Origin of the sequence: Metabacillus lacus (assembly GCF_009674805.1) — a bacterium.
GTDB classification, from domain to species: Bacteria; Bacillota; Bacilli; order Bacillales; family Bacillaceae; genus Metabacillus_C; species Metabacillus_C lacus.
In genome coordinates, this window is sequence record NZ_WKKI01000016.1 from 12,471 (window position 1) to 29,394 (window position 16,924).

Sequence of the window (16,924 nt, forward strand, 5' to 3'; positions counted from 1 at the left end):
GAAAAGAAGTGCAGCGATGCCAATTTCAGAACATAGAAAAAAAGCCAAATTCACATTGGCTTTTAAAAGAATATGTGTCAGAAAGTGAGTACTGTTTCTGCAAACATATCAGCTGCACTATTAGATTAGTAACTTGTGTCTAAGGTCCAATCCGGCTCATTATTACTGTGTTTTTGCAGGAACCTTTTGAGCGATCAGGGCAGGCTGACTTTTATCCTTGAAAAGAGGGATAATAATTGCCACGCCAATGATGAACAGCACGGCGGATGTTTGGTAGACGGCTGTAATTCCTGCGAGATTCTTTATCGGACCAGCCAGGCTCATCATGACCACCATTGCCCCCATAAAGAGCGGCGTCATAATTCCGTTAACTCTGCCGACAAATGCTTCTTCCGAGTTTTGCAAAATCATGGTATTAATGCTGATCTGGATAGCAGGCATCATGAGGCCGCTTAGAAATTGCGCTGCGAGAGAAAGCCAGATTATCTGTGAAAAACCCATAATAGAGAATGAAATGGCGTCAAACACCATGCCTGCGGCCAGCAGTTTGATAGGGGCTATCTTTTTTGAGAGAACCAGAGCAGCTCCTCCTCCAAAAATCATGGCCACTCCATTCACCGCCATAAACCATTGCAAAAACTCTTTTTCGGCACCCAGCTGTTCTGTGACGATAAAAATGCCAAGCGGCTGAGTCAAACCGATTGCAAGGCCCGCCACAAAAAAATTGCCTCCGAGAATGGTCAAAAAACGATTATTTCTTACATACTGAAAGCCCTTGATTAAATCTTGCTTAATGGTTGAAGTTTCTTTTTGCGCAGCCTGCTGATCTTGCGGAAGAAACAGCAGCGCTCCGGCAGATAAAAGAAACATGATGCCGGTTATAGCGATGGATATGATGATGCCATACTGCTGAAAGACAAAGGTGCCGATGACCGGGCCGAGAATCATAAAAATGGCGAACATAGACTGATAGATGCTCATGCCCATTTGAATCTGTTCTTCGGGAACATGCTTTTTGAACAGCTTCATCCCGGATGGCTGGGAAAATTGTGACAAGATGGCTGAAATGAGCATGGCAAAAAACACTGCTTTCCATGTACCGAACTCAAGGGTCAAGAGCACCGCAAACACAGATACAGCACTGAGAACATCACACCAGATCATGGTGCGTTTCGGCCGCCAGCGGTCTGCAAAGGCTCCCCCGATAATAGAAAATATAAAGATGGGAGCAAACTCGGCCACAGAAATCATTGAAACGGCGAATGGATCTCCATTTGTCATTTCCATTACGAACAACAGCACAGAAAAATTTCTTATCCAGATGCCAAGCTGCAAAAAAAGCCCGGATAGCAGAATTGCCCTTACGAATCGATTTCGCAATAAAGCTGAAAGTCCTGCATTTTGACTCATCTCACTTCTTCCCCTCGCCCTGATTTCAAAAGTATCTATATCATCTCAACAGAGTTATTTTTTCAGCTGTATGCTTTTGCCTTTTCATCTCCAGGAAGCAAGATCGTAACCGTTGTCCCGGTGCCTTCTTCACTCTCAATGGTCATTCTGCCATGATGGTCCTCCAGTATTTTAAAGCAGGTCATCAATCCGAGACCTGTACCCTTTTCCTTTGTGGAATAAAAGGGTTCTCCAAGCTGAGAAAGGCGATCCTTTGGAATTCCGCAGCCATTATCTGCGACTTTTATGGAAATACTGCCTGATGATAAGGCTGAAATCGTTACCTCTACGAAACCTCTTTCTCTGATTGCATCCAGAGCGTTTTGAATTACATTTAACAGCACTTGTTTTAATGAATTTGAATCTCCGAGAATTTCCGGGATGTGTCCCTTTACTTTCAAAGAAATATCCTGATTCTGCAAAGCCGCTTGAGCCTTTAAAAGCTGTACAACCTGCCTGGCTAAATCATCTGCTGCAAGATATTCCTTCTTTTCAATATGTGGCTTTGACATGCTCAAAAACTCTGAAATAATGCTTTCTACCCTCTCCAGCTCCTGCAGCACAATTTCTGTATACAGGGGATTATATTCTTTTGTAGAAGAAAATAATTGCATAAAACCCTTAATAGGTGTTAATGGATTTCTGATTTCATGTGCAACTGCAGCTGCCAGCTGTCCAACAACAGCGAGTTTTTCCGATTTTCTGATCAGCTGGTTGGTCTCGACTCTTTGCTGTATATCACGTGAGACTGAAATAAGCTCCCGAAGCTCATTAGTAGCATCATCAAACATTCCTTTAATAGCAGTTTCCATCCAGACAAGAGAGCCGTCTCTCCTGACAGCCCTAAACTGCACAACTACTGCAGGGTTGTCGGGGCTCATTCTGCTCACAGCTTCCCTCAGTAAATGATGATCTTCTTCAAGTATATATTCCAAAGGCCTTTTATAAATCATTTCCTCTGGTAAAAATCCTAAGATTGTTTGAACAGAAGGACAAACATATAAATAGGTAGAGTCCACATCATGAAGATTTATCATGTCAGTGGAATGCTCTGCAAGCAGCCGGTATTTTCGCTCGCTTTGTACTTTCTCAGTAATATCAATTACCTGTGCAAGAAGGTAATCCTTCCCTGACGTACAGTCCTGGATAAGTGAAACCTTGAGAATTCCTATTTTAATGACTGTATTTCTCGTCACAAACCGCTTTTCTCCTTGAAATTCCTTTTTATGTCCGGATGCGATGGTTTTCAACACCATGATATCCTGCTCTCTGCTTTCAACAGGAAGCATTTCACTGAGTGTCTGAAGGGTCAGATCTTTTTCTTCATAGCCAATAAACTCATAAAATGCAGGATTGCAGGCAACCTCGCTAAAATCTGTTGTACTGACCAACTGAGGAAGACTTGACTGATAGAAAATTTCTTTAAATATAGTTGACTGAAACATTTTTCCCTTCACCACACTCCTAAATAGATACACAACTTTAAATATAACAATAAATTACATTTATATCTATAGTGATTTATTAACGGATTCATAGACGGCTATTCAGCAGATCAGGGTTTTCAGCATCCACTATGTTGTACCCGGCATCACCTGCGCAACTGTAATAAGCGGAGCCTTTCCGGTTAAACGTAAAAATGTGCTATTTTTAGTATAAATAAGGGCAGCTTTTTCGGTTATGCTCCTGAAAAACCCTTATTTCAGGCTGTTTTGGGTCCATAGCCGGAAAACCTCCGGCTATTCAGGGCTTTTTTTATGCTATTTATCCAATAAGCGGAATTGTTACGCCTATTCTGCAGGCCAGGGTCCTCGGCACCTCCCATGTTGTACCCGGCATCACCTGCGCAACTTTAATAAGCGGAGCCTTTCCGGTTAAACGTAAAAATGTGCTATTTTTAGTATAAATAAGGGCAGCTTTTCCGGTTATACACCTGAAAAACCCTTATTTCAGGCTGTTTTGGGTCCATAGCCGGAATACCTCCGGCTATTCAGGGCTTTTTTGCTGCTATTTATCCAATAAGCGGAATTGTTACGCCTATTATGCAGACCAGGGTCCTCGGCACCTCCCATGTTGTACCCGGCATCATATGTGAAACCAAAAACATGCAGAGCCTTTCTTTGCTAAACCGAAAACTGTGCTTTCTTGGTGAAATTAAGGGCAGCTTTTTGAGTTATGCCTGTATCGTTCTATAAAAAAAGAGCAGAAATCATATAGATTTCTGCCCTTCATGAACATGCGCTAGTAAGAGTTCCGCTGTATGAGCCAGCGTGTTAATAGAACCCACCATATTCTTTGTATTGTCTCTTTGGGATGAAGTTAATGCCTGAATTTCTTCTGAGCTTGCAGCAAGCTCTTCCACAAAGCCCGAAACCTCTTCAATCCCCGTGGAGATATCTTTAAAGTTTTTGATTACCTCAGTGAAATAGCTGCTCATCTCCCTTACTGCCGTCAGCGTTTCCATTGAGTCTTCCGCAATTTGATTAAAAGAAATTGTTCCGCTTTCCATCACTGCATTCTGCCTGCTGAGCTGTTCATTGCTCAGCGATACTGCTTTTTCGGTCTCAGCTACTTCAAGTGTCAAGCTTTCCACTACCTGAGTAATTTCATGCGTGGCTTTGGCCGTCTCCGCAGACAGCTTTCTAACCTCTTCAGCAACAACAGTAAAGCCCTTGCCATGTTCGCCGGCCCGGGCCGCCTCTATGGAAGCATTCAGAGCCAAAAGGTTTGTCTGTTCCGATATGGTTGATATCCTGTTTGTGAATCTCTCTATGCTCTCAAAACTTTTGGAAAGCTGCTGTATGGAAGCCGTTGAAGAAGCAAGGCTTTCCTTTAAATCATCCAGCTGCTCCCCTGCTGTTTTCATCACACTGATGCTTTGCTGTGAAACGTCAGAGGATGACTCTACTTTTTTCAATGCTGCATGAACCTTTTCTTCAGCGGCAGAGAGCACCTGTTCACTGCGATCATTTATAGAAGTGATTTTTTCCAATTCTCCTGCGTATCTAGCTGTACCCAGCGACATTTCTGTCATGGCAGCTGCTATTTCCTGCATAGATTGTCCTGACTCTGACAGTCTTTCCTTCACATCTCCTGAGGAAGAAAAAACGTGCTGAGCCGTCTCTTTGGAACGCCCGATCACCTCTGACAGTTCCCCGGACTGCAAAGTCATTTGCCGCTCTTTTTCCATCACAGAGCTGATAACTCTTCTTCCGCAATAGCTGACAAAAGCAGCAGCAAGCCACGTCATAATATAGAGGACAAACACAATTGTTAAATCCATTATATTTTCAATGGAAGACTTTTCTGAAGCAACAAACAGCACCAGCAGGATGAGCCCGTAAAAACCTCCGAGCAGGACAATTCTTGTACTTAAATACAACATAGTCAGTACCAGATATAAAAACAAAACAATCCAGATTCTGTCTGACGGAAGGATGTATATGACGATTCCAACCACTGCAACAGTCACTGTAACGACTGCATATTTTGTCCACTGAAGGTTACCCTTCCATTTATAAAAACCCAGCAGCACAAGCCCCAGAGCGAAAGTAGAGAAAATAAACAGCAGCATGTCAGCAAAGCTGATAAAATCCATTAAATGAAACATAATTATCAGCGGATAAGCAGCCAGCAGCATTCCGCTAATCAAATAACTGAGCAGCTTGGTTCCCAGCACCTCAAATTCAGAAGCTTGTTGATTTCCCAAAAAACATATCCCCTTTAGAATAAAAATAAATACCTCTATATGGTATATCGGTCCATATTCCTATATCACAAGGTGTTTTTCTGGGAATTTTTTCACACTGGTTTATAAACGTGAGACAGCCTGAAACTGGCTGTAGTAAAGATGATGGTAAAATCCCTTACTTTTCAAAAGTTTGCTGTGAGATCCTCTCTCACTGATAACCCCATTTTCCAGCACAAGTATTTGGTCAGCCTGTTTAATCGTATTCAGCCGGTGAGCAATGACAAAGCTTGTCCTTCCCTCCATGAGCCTTCTCACAGCTTCCTGAATCTTCAGCTCAGTGATGGTATCAATGCTGCTTGTTGCCTCATCCATAATCAGAATCTTGGGATCAGCAAGAATGGCCCTTGCGATAGAAAGCAGCTGCTTTTGCCCTTGGCTGATGCCGCCCCCTTCCTGCGAAAGCACTGTATCATAGCCGCCGGGAAGTCTTTTAATAAAGGAATGCGCGTTGGCAAGCTTTGCAGCCCGTTCCACTTTGGCATCATCCGCATCAAGCTTTCCGTACCTGATGTTTTCCCTTATCGTACCCTGAAACAGAAAGGAATCCTGCAGAACAAAAGCCATTTGCCGCCGCAGACTTTCCCTTGTAACAGAACTTATATCTGTTCCATCAATATAAATAGAGCCGCTGTCAGGTTCGTAAAAACGGGACAGAAGATTAATAACCGTCGTTTTTCCCGCACCTGTTGGCCCGACAAGCGCAATTGTTTCTCCGGGATCTGCAGTAAAAGATAGCCCGGAAACAGTTTTGCTTTCTTTTTCATAAGAAAATGAGACAGATTGAAAGGAGACTTTCCCCTGCACCTCGCCAAGCTGCGCCGCGCTTTTTTCATCTGACTCTTCTTCCTCTTCATCAAGAACCTCAAATACGCGTTCTGCACCTGCTACTGCAGACAGGAGTGTATTGAACTGGTTGGCTAAATCGTTTAACGGCCTTGTAAACTGCCTTGCATACTCTGTGAAAATCACAATGGTACCGATTGAGATCATTTGATTCAGCGCCATTACCCCTCCCACTCCCGCAATCAAGGCAAAGCTTACATTATTTAAAACGTTCATTAATTTTGGAATAAAACCAGAAAAAGTTTGGGCCCAAAATCCAGCCTGCCGAAGTTTCTCGCCTCTCTTCATAAATTCATCGGCCACTTTTTGCTCCTGAGAGAAAGTCTTGACTATTTTCTGGCCTGAAATCATTTCCTGAATATACCCGTTCAAGCTGCCGAGATTTTTTTGCTGCTCCTTATAAAGCTTGCCTGTTCTGCTTGTAATCCACTTCATCCCAAAATACATGACTGGAATAATCGTCATTGTAATGAGTGTCAGCAAAGGGCTGAGATAGAGCATCACCGCAACAGTGCCAATCAGGGTTAATATGCTCGATACTATTTGGATAACGGAGGAATTCAGGGTAGAACTTACATTTTCAATATCGTTTGTCACCCTGCTCATTAGTTCACCATGCTGCCGCTTATCAAAATATGAGATAGGCAGACGGTGAAAATGGCGGAACAGCTGCTTTCTCATAGAAGAAACAGTTCCCTGTGCGATGGTGATCATCCAGAAATTCTGAAAGAGCATGCTAATCGAATAAATCAAATAGACTCCAGCCAGAAGAAGCAAAAGAGCGAAAAATCCATCCGGCTCCCTGCTGACAATAAAGCGATCAATTCCCCTGCCTACAAGATAAGGACCCAGAAGACCCAGAGCCGAACTTATCACCACCATCAGCAGAACGAGTGTAAACAACCCCCGGTATCCTGCAAGGTAACGCCATACGCGCATAACCGTCCCGGACCAGTTGCGCACCTTTTTGTTCCCGGGCTTTTGCTCCGGCGCGTTCTCTTTTCCTGTATGAATGGGCGGTTTTTTGTAGCGAAAGGGCTTACGGATTTCCTCAAGCATGCTCTTCCTCCTCTCCGAATTGCGTAGAATACAGCTCCTGGTAAAGTGTGGACTCTCTCAGCAGCTCTTCATGAGTACCGTTTGCAGTTACCCTGCCGTCCTCAATCAGCAAAATTTGATCCATCTTCATCGCAGTGCTGATTTTTTGGGTAATGATGACAAGAGTAGATCTGTAGGACTCTAGATTTTCCAAAAGCAGGGCCTCTGTCTGAAGATCAAGTGCACTGGTGCTGTCGTCGAGCAGCAGAATAGCTGGCTTCCGAATCAGGGCGCGCGCAATTGAAATACGCTGTTTCTGTCCCCCTGACAGGTTCACTCCTTTTTGTCCAATAACAGTTTCGTATTGCTTAGGCAGCCTCATAATAGTTGAATGTATTTGTGCGTGCCTTGCTGCTTCTTCAATTTCTTCTTGTGAGGCATCTTCTTTTCCCCAAAGAATGTTTTCTTTGATCGTTCCCGTAAAGAGCATTGCCTCCTGAGGCACCAAGCCAATTTGCTTTCGCAGCTGCTTTACCGGAAGATCCCTGACATTTTTTCCGTCAATCCTCACTTCCCCTTCAGTTGTGTCATACAGGCGGGGAATCAGCTGAAACAGCGTGGATTTGCCAGAGCCAGTTGCACCAATGACTGCCGCGGAGCTTCCTGCAGGAACCGTGAATGTCAGCTCCTCCAATACATTGCCCCCTGATTCAGGATATTGAAAAGAAACATTACTGTATTCAATGCCTCCCTGAATACGTGATGAACTTTCAAGATTACTTCCATTAAGAAGATCAATGTCTGTTTCCAGCACCTCCGCCATTCGCGCAGACGAAGCTCTTGCCCTTGAAAAGGCCATAATAATGAAAGACATAATTGATAATGCAGAGGTAATTCGAAAAGCGTAATTCACGACTGCCACCACTTGTCCGACCTGTGCATCCCCTGCGGTTATATGAACTCTCCCAAACCAAAGAATGGAAAGTACGCTGACATTCATCACAAGCAGCAGTACCGGCATTGTTGTTTCCATGATGCGCAGAGCACCTACTGTTTGATCCTTCAGCTCCTCGTTAGAGTCTGAGAACCGGGTGATTTCGTGATTTCTTCTCAAAAATGCTTTGATCAGCCGCATGCCTGTTAAATTCTCCTGCATCACATTGTTGACAGAATCCAGACGTTTTTGGACTTCGTTAAACATTCTTCCCCCTTTTTTCATCACCCACAACAGGAATAGAAATAAGACAGGCACAACGATTGCGAGCAAAAATGCAAGCTGCACATGCACAAAAAACGCCATCAGCACTCCGCCCACAACGAGCAAAGGCGCCCTGAGCATAATGCGAAGAATCATAAACACCGTATTCTGCACTTGAGTTACATCATTGGTCAGACGGGTGATTAGTGAAGATGTTTGAAATGAATGGAAATTAAAAAATGAAAAGTCCTGAATTTTATTGAATAAGCTTTTTCGCACATCAAATCCAAAGCTTTGACTAACATGTGAAGCATAAAAAGAGTTAATAATGCCGCATGCAAAGGCAAAAACTGAAAAACCGAGGAGCACCCCTCCCCATCTGAGCACAACTGCCAGATCATTTTGCAGGATGCCGTCATCAATAATTTTTGCAATAATTAAAGGCTGCATCAGTTCTACTCCCAATTCAAACAGCATAAGAGCAAGTGCAATTGCAACAGCCACCCTGTATGGATTTAAAAACTTGAACATTATTTTCATAAAATCCTCCAAGTATGTTTGTTCCGCTTCAGCTAACAATGAGTATGTGTATGTTTCATTCTAACTTGTTTTTACAAAAATTATAAATAATAAGAGTTTAGACAATCGAAATTTTTTCAAGAAGCGGGCAGTCATTTTTGTTAGTGCCTGGAGTGAGGACAAAAGTGAAAAGAACGGCAAGTGAATATGGGTTATGAAGGACAAAACTCGGTGAAAATGCTGCAGGAATGTCCTTCATAAGGGCGATGAAGGACAAAACTGGGCGAAAATGCTGCAGGAATGTCCTTCATAAGGTCGATGAAGGACAAAACTGGGTGGAAATGCAGCAGAAATGTCCTTCATAAGGTCGATGAAGGACAAAACTGGGTGGAAATGCAGCAGAAATGTCCTTCATAAGGTCGATGAAGGACAAAACTGAGTGAAAATGCAGCGGAAATGTCCTTCATAGAGGCGATGAAGGACAAATCTCAGCGAATATGCTGCACAAATGTCCTTCATAGAGGCGATGAAGGACAAAACTCAGCGAAAATACAGCGGAAATGTCCTTCATAAGGCCGATGAAGGACAAAACTCGGTGAAAATGCTGCAGGAATGTCCTTCATAAAAGGCGATGAAGGACAAAACTCAGTGAATATGCTGCAGGAATGTCCTTCATAAGGGTCATGAAGGACAAAACTGGGTGAAAATGCTGCAGGAATGTCCTTCATAAGGGTCATGAAGGACAAAACTGGGTGGAAATGCAGCAGAAATGTCCTTCATAAGGTCGATGAAGGACAAAACTGGGCGAAAATGCTGCAGGAATGTCCTTCATCAGGCCGATGAAGGACAAAACTGAGTAGTACAGCAGCTCAAATGTCCTTCATAAGGGCGATGAAGGACAATACTCAGCGAATATGCTGCACAAATGTCCTTCATAGAGGCGATGAAGGACAAATCTCAGCGAAAATGCAGCTCAAATGTCCTTCATAGAGGCGATGAAGGACAAAACTAATCGAAAATGCAGCTCAAATGTCCTTCATAAGGCCGATGAAGGACAAATCTCAGCGAAAATGCAGCAGGAATGTCCTTCATCAAACACTTATATAAAAGTAAAAATACTCTTTAAAGAAATATTGACTATTCAGCTACCCCTCATATAAATTGAAAACAGGAGGCTCTACAGATGCAGGAAACAGATGCTGATCAATACACAAGTGCGTCAACACCACATGTTGATGGAAAAGACGAAGGAATTATCAATGACCCTTCCGCTGCACAAAGTACAACAATGGGAATAACCGTTGACACCAATAGAGAATTTTCACAAAAAAGCGGCACTTTTCAAGGAGTTCATTTACGTCCTGACAGCAGAATGAGTGATTTTTCGACACTCATGAAAGGAAAAAAAACTGAATAAAACAGCTAAATTACTTAAAGGAGTTACTTTTTTTACCTGAATGGGTACATAACAAGTAACCATAGCAAATGAGGAGGTGCAGTAACATGATTATTGTATATTTAAGCATTGCTCTTGTAGTTGGTTCTTTAATTTTTATGGGGATATATGCGTTCAAAACCTATAAACAGGTGAAACCGACAGTGAATAGAATTATCAATACGACCACAAGAATGAAGGAAAGCACCGATACAATTAAGGCAAAAGCCAATGTTCTTGCAGCTAATCAGCAGCAGCTGATAGAGGATATTGACGTTAAAAAAGAAAAAGTGAACTTTACAGTGAAAACAGCAAAACAAACTCCTAAAACACTAAAACAGTTTTGGAATATTAACCCTTTTGCTAAAGACCGCCGCTTACAAAGAGAACGAAGCAAAAGACGCAGAACACTTTATTCACAGCAGTAGAACACAAGGACTTCCCTTGTGTTTTTTTTGGATTATTTTATGTAAATAAACTATATTATAATAATATCCTAACTATAGTTAATTTTACCTATAGTTCTTTTGTTTCTTTTTCCTCAAAACTATTGCACTTCCTAAATTTCCAAAAAATACTTTTAAATTTTTATCATAAAATAAGTTTTCCATTAATTTATATTGGGAATATAAGCTATATAACAATAAAAAAAATCTTAGAAAAGGAAAGGTGATTTCAAATGGGTTTTATTATGTACTTAATCGTCGGAGGTATAATCGGCTGGTTAGCAGGACTTATTCTTGGTAAAGACATCCCAGGCGGCATTATCGGAAATATTATTGCAGGTATCATTGGTGCCTGGATTGGTGGATCACTTCTTGGAGACTTCGGTCCAACCGTAGCTGATATTGCATTAATTCCTGCATTAATTGGTGCAATTATTCTGGTTTTCGTTGCAAGCTTGATTCTTCGCAACATGAGAAGAACTGCACGATAATCCAACTGTATACAATGATACTCAAAGAGGATGACCTAAAAGAGCCGAAGCTTCGGCCTTTTGGGCCATCCTTTTTGCATGCATTCTTTGTCTGAGAGATTCTACTCTGGGAGGGCTGCTTTGAGAGAGAGGTGTGCATCCTCATTCTTCGGGGGAATCATTGCTGAAGTTTGCTTCTGCTGAATATAAGGTTCAGATGAAGGAACCAAGCCAAGGAAAATAAGCGAATCTTTTCCGGTTAATTGCAGTAAATAGCTTTTCTTAGTGAAAATAAGAGAAGACTTTCCGTTTATGCTGTTGAAAACCCTCTATTTCTTGCTATTTGAAACTCATAGCCGGAATGTCTCCGGCTATTAACAGCTTTTTTACTGATTTTTTTGCTTAAGGGGAAATTCTACGTTTATTTATCTAAAAAGAAGCTTAACCAGCTTCCTCTGCCTGCCTTATGTTGTGGCGTTGAGATAGATGCATTTCACAATAACATAGAATAATTTACTGTTTCTGGTATCATATAAAGAGAGGCTTCTTGAGATTACGTGGAATAGAAGTTATGAAAAATGTATTTACTAATAAGGGGGATTACAGATGAAAGATCCAATAAGAATTATGCTGTTAGGAATTGCAATATTGATAGTGAGTGTATTTATTCAGAATATGTCTCTAGGAGGAATGGACTCTCCTTCGAACACTGTGCAAATTATCTTTGCAATAGGCCTTATTACTACACTAGCAGGTTTTTTCTACAAGAAATAGTGGTGGAGCTGCATTTTACTGTACTCCCTTCTGCATAAAAAAAACAAGTCCTATTTTCAGGACTTGCCATGTCATAACCGCAGTGCTTCTATTAATCTTATTTTTGATAAGTAGATTGATTTCCACCAGTGGTTTTTCGCTTGTTCAACATCTTTCTGGCAATTGGGTAAATGATTGGAGCCCATTTAATTGCACTTCTGATCAGCCTTCCCATCTCTACCATCCTCCTCGGGTAATGTATTAACCTTTTCCCCTTTCAGAAGGCTTACAAACTCTTTAGTGGCTCTAGAATAGATCATCGTGATTGTCGAGTCCGCTAATCTGAAGCATAACAAGCAGCCGGATGGTTTCATCATAATAATTTCCCTCGTAATTTTCATCAGCAACTGTATTCCATAAATCTTGATGCCAGCTGCTGTCACCTTCAACCGCATAGGCAGCTGCTGTAAACGGAGCTGTAAAGGCTAAATCGGAATGTGAGGAAACAGGTGTTCCATCGAGCCTGTAGCCCGCGAGAATACTTTCCGGATTTCCCCCTGTCTCCTTCTTCATCCATTCATTCAACTTCGTGATCATGCTGCGGAGCCTTTCATCCTCTTTCACTGCTAAACCGGCAGCAGCCCTCCATGGATATCTGCAGGCATTGTAATAATAGTCTCCATCGTAAGGCGATTCTAAAAACTGTGCCTCGACCGGAAGAAAGAGCTCTTCTTCTTTTGCGGCAAAGTCAGGCATCAGAGCTGTGGCTGGGGAATGCTTTTCATACAGATCCTGCATGATGGCAATGGTTTTCTCATACACATTCATCCACCTGCTGTCCCCTGTTGCTTGATAAAATGCATAGAAGTGTCCCGGCATCCAGTCTGAGCTTCTCGTTGCCTTCCTGTATTGCATGTCTCCCTTATCTGCCCAGTCACCAAGCAGAAGGATCCAGTCCTCCTGGTCCACGACCGACTCCATGAGAGCTTCAATAATTTGTAATGCCTCTTGTTTGTAGTCGATCTCACGGCTTCCCCATTTTTGGTCTGCAATTAGGAGCGAGAGCGCGATGTCCATATCTCCATCCGCTGCGGAAGATGTTTTTTCAGGCTGCATATCCTCCATCCTTCCGTCACTCCCTCTCACCTGCTTCCAAGCCATCAAGGCACTGTTTTCCGATGAGGGAAAACTTTTAAAGTACTGAAACATACCGTCAAAATGCTGTCTTGCTGAAGAATCATGATCCGCCATGGCAGCGAAAATGAGCATGCCATAGCCATGCGCCTCAGAGACGGTATCGTGGCTGCTGTTGTAGGATATGTAATAACCTTCGTCAGCAGCTTTCACGTACCTTTTCTTCCAATCCTCATACACAGATAATGTTTCTTCCACTCTGTGATCTTCTTCCATAAGTGCCGGGGACAGCTCCTTTATACTTTTTACGTGCAGCAAAATTGCAATGGCAATCATGCCTGTTACGACTGCGAATAAGCATGCTGAAATTTTCAGAGCGGTTCCCTTCATAATAAAATGAGATTTTCCTCCTTTAAGACGTTAAGCTCCGATGTCCGCTTCATTCGGCACTTCCTGTACGCTTCCTGTACGCTGAAGCTTATTCCAGCCCATCATACCGCCGCGCGCCGCAAATACGAATGATTTCCAAACAACAAGAGCAAAGAACTGCCGATAGACCATGCGCTGAATAAACAGCAGAAGCAGCGGCTTTGTTTTTTCTCCTTCAAGCTTGAAAGCATATACTGAAATACATGTGTCAATCAATAAGAATGCAAAGTAAAAGCCCAGGACTTGGGGGGACTTTGCAAGAATCCCAATCAGCAGGATAATGTCGATTGCAGGTGAAGCAGCCTGAAGAACGTATTGAAAAATCATATTCGGAAAACCAAAGAACCCAAGACCTTTTTGCTTTCTGTTAAATAGCGCACCTTTATGCTTCCATAAACATTGGAGAATTCCGTATGTCCATCTATATCTTTGCTTGATAAAAGCCCCCGCTGTTTCTGGTGCTTCCGTATATGCAATTGCCCCTGCTTCACACGGAATTTTATAACCCTTTCTTAACAGGCGGATGGTTGTATCTGTATCCTCGGCAAGTGTATCTTCGGAGAACAGCCCGACTTCCTGTACAGCTTTCTTCCTCCATGCGCCAATTGCTCCTGGAACAACCGGAATACAATTCAATTCATGAAATGCCCGTTTCTCAAGGTTAAAGCCTGTCACATATTCAACATGCTGCCATAAAGTGATAAGATTTTTGATATTTCCTATTTTTACATTGCCGGCCACCGAAGCAACAGCAGGATCTGTAAAGTGCCTTACCATCAGTGATATAGCTCGCTTCGTCAAAATTGTATCTGCATCCAGCGTTACAATGATTTCCCCTTTTGCTTCAGCAAACCCTCTATTTAACGCGGAACATTTTCCGCCGTTTGGTTTTTTCAAAAGTTTGATCATGGAATGACCGCTGAATTCCTGCTGTACGACTGCAGCTGTATTGTCCTTTGAACCATCATCCACCACGATGATTTCAAAATTCCGATAGTCGCTATTTAAAATGGTTCGGATCGTTTTTGAAATAACAGTCTCCTCGTTGTACGCTGCTATCAAAACTGTAACAAAAGGAGAATATTCACTCTGCAAAGGCATCAGCCTTTCCTTTTTTCTTTGTCTGAAGCTGAAAAAGACAAGCACGGAAAGTCTAATAATACCTATCGTAATAATGCTGTAGAAGAAGATCTGCCAAAAGCTTGTGAAAGAAGAAATGGTTCCTGATCCCACTTTATAGAAAGGAGCAATCACAGCTTCTTCCTCTTCAACTTTCGGCATAATCTCATCTCGTGACTTATTCAGCATCTTGCTGACCGGCACTAACGTATAACCCTCTTCCTGCAGTGATTCAATAATCATCGGCAGTGCTTTTACCGTTTCAGAGCGGTCTCCTCCTGCATCATGCAGGAGAACGATTTGACCTTTTTTGGCTCCCTCCATGACTTTTTCATAAATGTCTTCAGCTGATTGATTATCCCAGTCCTTGGGATCAATGAGAGAGTCTATAAACGTGTAGCCCATCTCCTGAACCTTTTTGATCGTTTTTACATTCTCTATGGAAGGTGCTTCCGGTATTTCATCCTGCGTTTCATCTTCATTGTGAATGGCAAGAAATGGCGGTCTAAAAATCATAGAGGAATGACCGGTAATTCCTTGAATCAGACGCTGTGTGGAATTTAACTCCAGCTGCAGTTCCCTTTCATTCAATTTCGAAATATTTGCATGTGTAAACGTATGGTTGCCTATATCATGGCCTTCATCGAAAGTTCTTTTAACAGTCCCCGGATGAAGAGACATGTGCTTTCCGATTGTAAAGAAGGTGGCTTTGACTTCGTATTCTTTTAAAATATCGAGAATTTGGTTTGTATATTTAGGGTGAGGCCCATCATCAAAGGTGAGGGCAATTTCTTTTTCTCCTCCCTGAAACCGTTCAATTTGATAATTGGAAGGAAGATGATTGTAAGCAGCCTCTGTCACGATGCCCTCTTCCATTACAATGCTTCTTGCGCCGTCAAGTGCTGAGCCTGATACCTTAAAGATGTCCCCTGCGCCTGCCTGATGCACAGATTTGCTTTGCGCCACGATCTTCAGGATATCTCCATGCTCTGCTGAGGACTGTGTATGATTTTTTAAGATCTGCCAGATTGTCTGGTCCTCAGAACCTAGATTCCAGAGCCCAATGCTGTTAATATCGTTTGCCTTGGCTACTTTTGCAGAATTATAAAAGGTTACAGCATCCTGAAACCAAATTACCCGGTTCTCTTCACCTTCTTTATAACGAACGTATGGGGTTAAGCTGTTTTCGTCCCATTGAACTGCAAGCCCCTCTTTCTCTGCAAACAGCATAATTTCTTGAAAGCTGAGGGTGTTTGCTTTTTCTCTCCCCTTCTCTTGCCAGTCGTAACCGTGGTTGCCTAAGACCAGAACAATCTTATCAGGGCTGATGTCTGCAGCTTTTGCGATACTGTCCATCTGTTTCAAAGTTGTTAAGGGTCCCGGCCGATCAGTTTCATTTCGTTCATCGAGGGCCAGCAGTATCACTTTATCTGCAATTTCCGAAAGTTTTTGTGTTTCAAATGCTTTTTTCTTTTCCGGCAAATGAAGAGTCATCATTAACTCTGTGCTCTCAAAAACTGTTTTAAGTTCTTTTACAAATGCAGTAAATGCTTTTTTATCTTTCGTATGAATATCTGGAAGATGTATATGAATGCCGTCATAGCCGTTTCCAAGCACACTCTGCTGGAGCTTGCTGATAAAATCCTGTCTTGTCTTGCTGCTTCCCACTAGCTTGCTTACTGTGTCGGCAGTTCCCTGGCTGCTGAGAGAGACACTCGGCACTACCTTGATATCTTTCTCCTGAGTGATCATTTTCAGCCTTTCACTGTGATGCTCGATCAGCTTGCCATTCCCTCCAATATGGTAGGTGTCAGGAATAAGCACATCAATCAGCTCAAGATTGGATTCCAGTGAATCCAGCCCTGAATGGTTTTCATATTCTCCATAGAAGCCTTGATAAAATGCGTAAACCTCACTCTGAAGCTGTTCATTTCCATTTTCATCAGCCGGAAACAAGGCTGTTGGATTTCCGGTTGCTGCAGCAATTGGCTGAGTAACAGCCTGTATATTGCTTTCATTAACTGCCAGTCCCTTTAATGAAGGCTGTCCCACCAGTCCAAAGGAAATAAATCCGACCAGCAGAATTATGCCGGAGAGCACTGTCAGCATGGCAGCCTTTGATATTTTCCATCGTTTTCCTGATTTGTCATAAAATACGAAAGTTTCTGCAGATTTTTTCAGATTCTTCATTCGGCACCCCTCAGCTTTTGTTCTTAATAGTGAATGTTAAGGCAATCATATAACGAACTTGTCAACTTCGTTAAACCCCATTTCACGTGATTACAGCTGATTAGCAGGTGTATTGCTAATTATTTTAGCTATTTTCTACATCATTCTCTA

The 16,924-nt window shown here is 42.4% G+C and carries 10 protein-coding genes; 3 read left to right on the forward strand and 7 right to left on the reverse strand.

Annotation, left to right across the window (positions count from 1 at the left end):
• Positions 1-162 precede the first annotated feature (162 nt).
• The 5 genes from GJU40_RS09985 to GJU40_RS10005 form a co-directional block, all read right to left on the reverse strand.
• Positions 163-1,410, reverse strand: a complete 1,248-nt coding sequence (locus GJU40_RS09985; RefSeq protein ID WP_154307616.1) for an MFS transporter — start codon at positions 1,408-1,410, stop codon at positions 163-165.
• A 62-nt stretch (positions 1,411-1,472) separates the two neighbouring features.
• Positions 1,473-2,894, reverse strand: a complete 1,422-nt coding sequence (locus tag GJU40_RS09990) for a PAS domain S-box protein (protein ID WP_154307617.1) — start codon at positions 2,892-2,894, stop codon at positions 1,473-1,475.
• A gap of 764 nt (positions 2,895-3,658) precedes the next feature.
• Entirely contained in the window at positions 3,659-5,158 is a 1,500-nt protein-coding gene (locus tag GJU40_RS09995; RefSeq protein ID WP_154307618.1) for a methyl-accepting chemotaxis protein, read from the reverse strand.
• Between the two features lie 102 nt (positions 5,159-5,260).
• On the reverse strand, positions 5,261-7,102 hold the full coding sequence (locus GJU40_RS10000; protein WP_154307619.1) for an ABC transporter ATP-binding protein: 1,842 nt from the start codon (positions 7,100-7,102) through the stop codon (positions 5,261-5,263).
• Positions 7,095-8,819: an ABC transporter ATP-binding protein gene (locus GJU40_RS10005; RefSeq protein WP_154307620.1), complete on the reverse strand. Its 1,725-nt coding sequence runs from the start codon at positions 8,817-8,819 to the stop codon at positions 7,095-7,097. Before GJU40_RS10005 ends, GJU40_RS10000 begins: the two co-directional genes overlap by 8 nt.
• 1,162 nt (positions 8,820-9,981) lie before the next feature.
• Here GJU40_RS10005 and GJU40_RS10020 point away from each other — a divergent pair.
• The 3 genes from GJU40_RS10020 to GJU40_RS10030 all read left to right on the forward strand — a co-directional run bounded on the left by GJU40_RS10020 (position 9,982) and on the right by GJU40_RS10030 (position 11,170).
• Complete coding sequence (locus tag GJU40_RS10020; RefSeq protein ID WP_154307623.1) at positions 9,982-10,215, forward strand: hypothetical protein; 234 nt, start codon at positions 9,982-9,984, stop codon at positions 10,213-10,215.
• Between the two features lie 86 nt (positions 10,216-10,301).
• Entirely contained in the window at positions 10,302-10,661 is a 360-nt protein-coding gene (locus GJU40_RS10025; protein ID WP_170289374.1) for a DUF948 domain-containing protein, read from the forward strand.
• A 251-nt stretch (positions 10,662-10,912) separates the two neighbouring features.
• Positions 10,913-11,170 (forward strand): GlsB/YeaQ/YmgE family stress response membrane protein, encoded by a 258-nt coding sequence (locus GJU40_RS10030; RefSeq protein WP_154307625.1) that lies wholly within the window; start codon positions 10,913-10,915, stop codon positions 11,168-11,170.
• A gap of 1,038 nt (positions 11,171-12,208) precedes the next feature.
• On the opposite strand, the gene GJU40_RS10035 is transcribed toward GJU40_RS10030, so the two are convergent.
• Complete coding sequence (locus GJU40_RS10035) at positions 12,209-13,426, reverse strand: family 8 glycosyl hydrolase (protein WP_154307626.1); 1,218 nt, start codon at positions 13,424-13,426, stop codon at positions 12,209-12,211.
• A 30-nt stretch (positions 13,427-13,456) separates the two neighbouring features.
• Entirely contained in the window at positions 13,457-16,774 is a 3,318-nt protein-coding gene (locus GJU40_RS10040) for a trifunctional glycoside hydrolase family 18/polysaccharide deacetylase/glycosyltransferase family 2 protein (RefSeq protein WP_154307627.1), read from the reverse strand.
• Between the last annotated feature and the right edge of the window lie 150 nt (positions 16,775-16,924).

Bases quoted from the DNA above. Each gene is read 5' to 3' on its own strand.
- GJU40_RS09985 (WP_154307616.1), bottom strand. From the start codon at position 1,410: ATGAGTCAAAATGCAGGACTTTCAGCTTTATTGCGAAATCGATTCGTA.
- GJU40_RS09990 (WP_154307617.1), bottom strand. From the start codon at position 2,894: ATGTTTCAGTCAACTATATTTAAAGAAATTTTCTATCAGTCAAGTCTT.
- GJU40_RS10000 (WP_154307619.1), bottom strand. From the start codon at position 7,102: ATGCTTGAGGAAATCCGTAAGCCCTTTCGCTACAAAAAACCGCCCATT.
- GJU40_RS10005 (WP_154307620.1), bottom strand. From the start codon at position 8,819: ATGAAAATAATGTTCAAGTTTTTAAATCCATACAGGGTGGCTGTTGCA.
- GJU40_RS10020 (WP_154307623.1), top strand. From the start codon at position 9,982: ATGCAGGAAACAGATGCTGATCAATACACAAGTGCGTCAACACCACAT.
- GJU40_RS10025 (WP_170289374.1), top strand. From the start codon at position 10,302: ATGATTATTGTATATTTAAGCATTGCTCTTGTAGTTGGTTCTTTAATT.
- GJU40_RS10030 (WP_154307625.1), top strand. From the start codon at position 10,913: ATGGGTTTTATTATGTACTTAATCGTCGGAGGTATAATCGGCTGGTTA.
- GJU40_RS10035 (WP_154307626.1), bottom strand. From the start codon at position 13,426: ATGAAGGGAACCGCTCTGAAAATTTCAGCATGCTTATTCGCAGTCGTA.
- GJU40_RS10040 (WP_154307627.1), bottom strand. From the start codon at position 16,774: ATGAAGAATCTGAAAAAATCTGCAGAAACTTTCGTATTTTATGACAAA.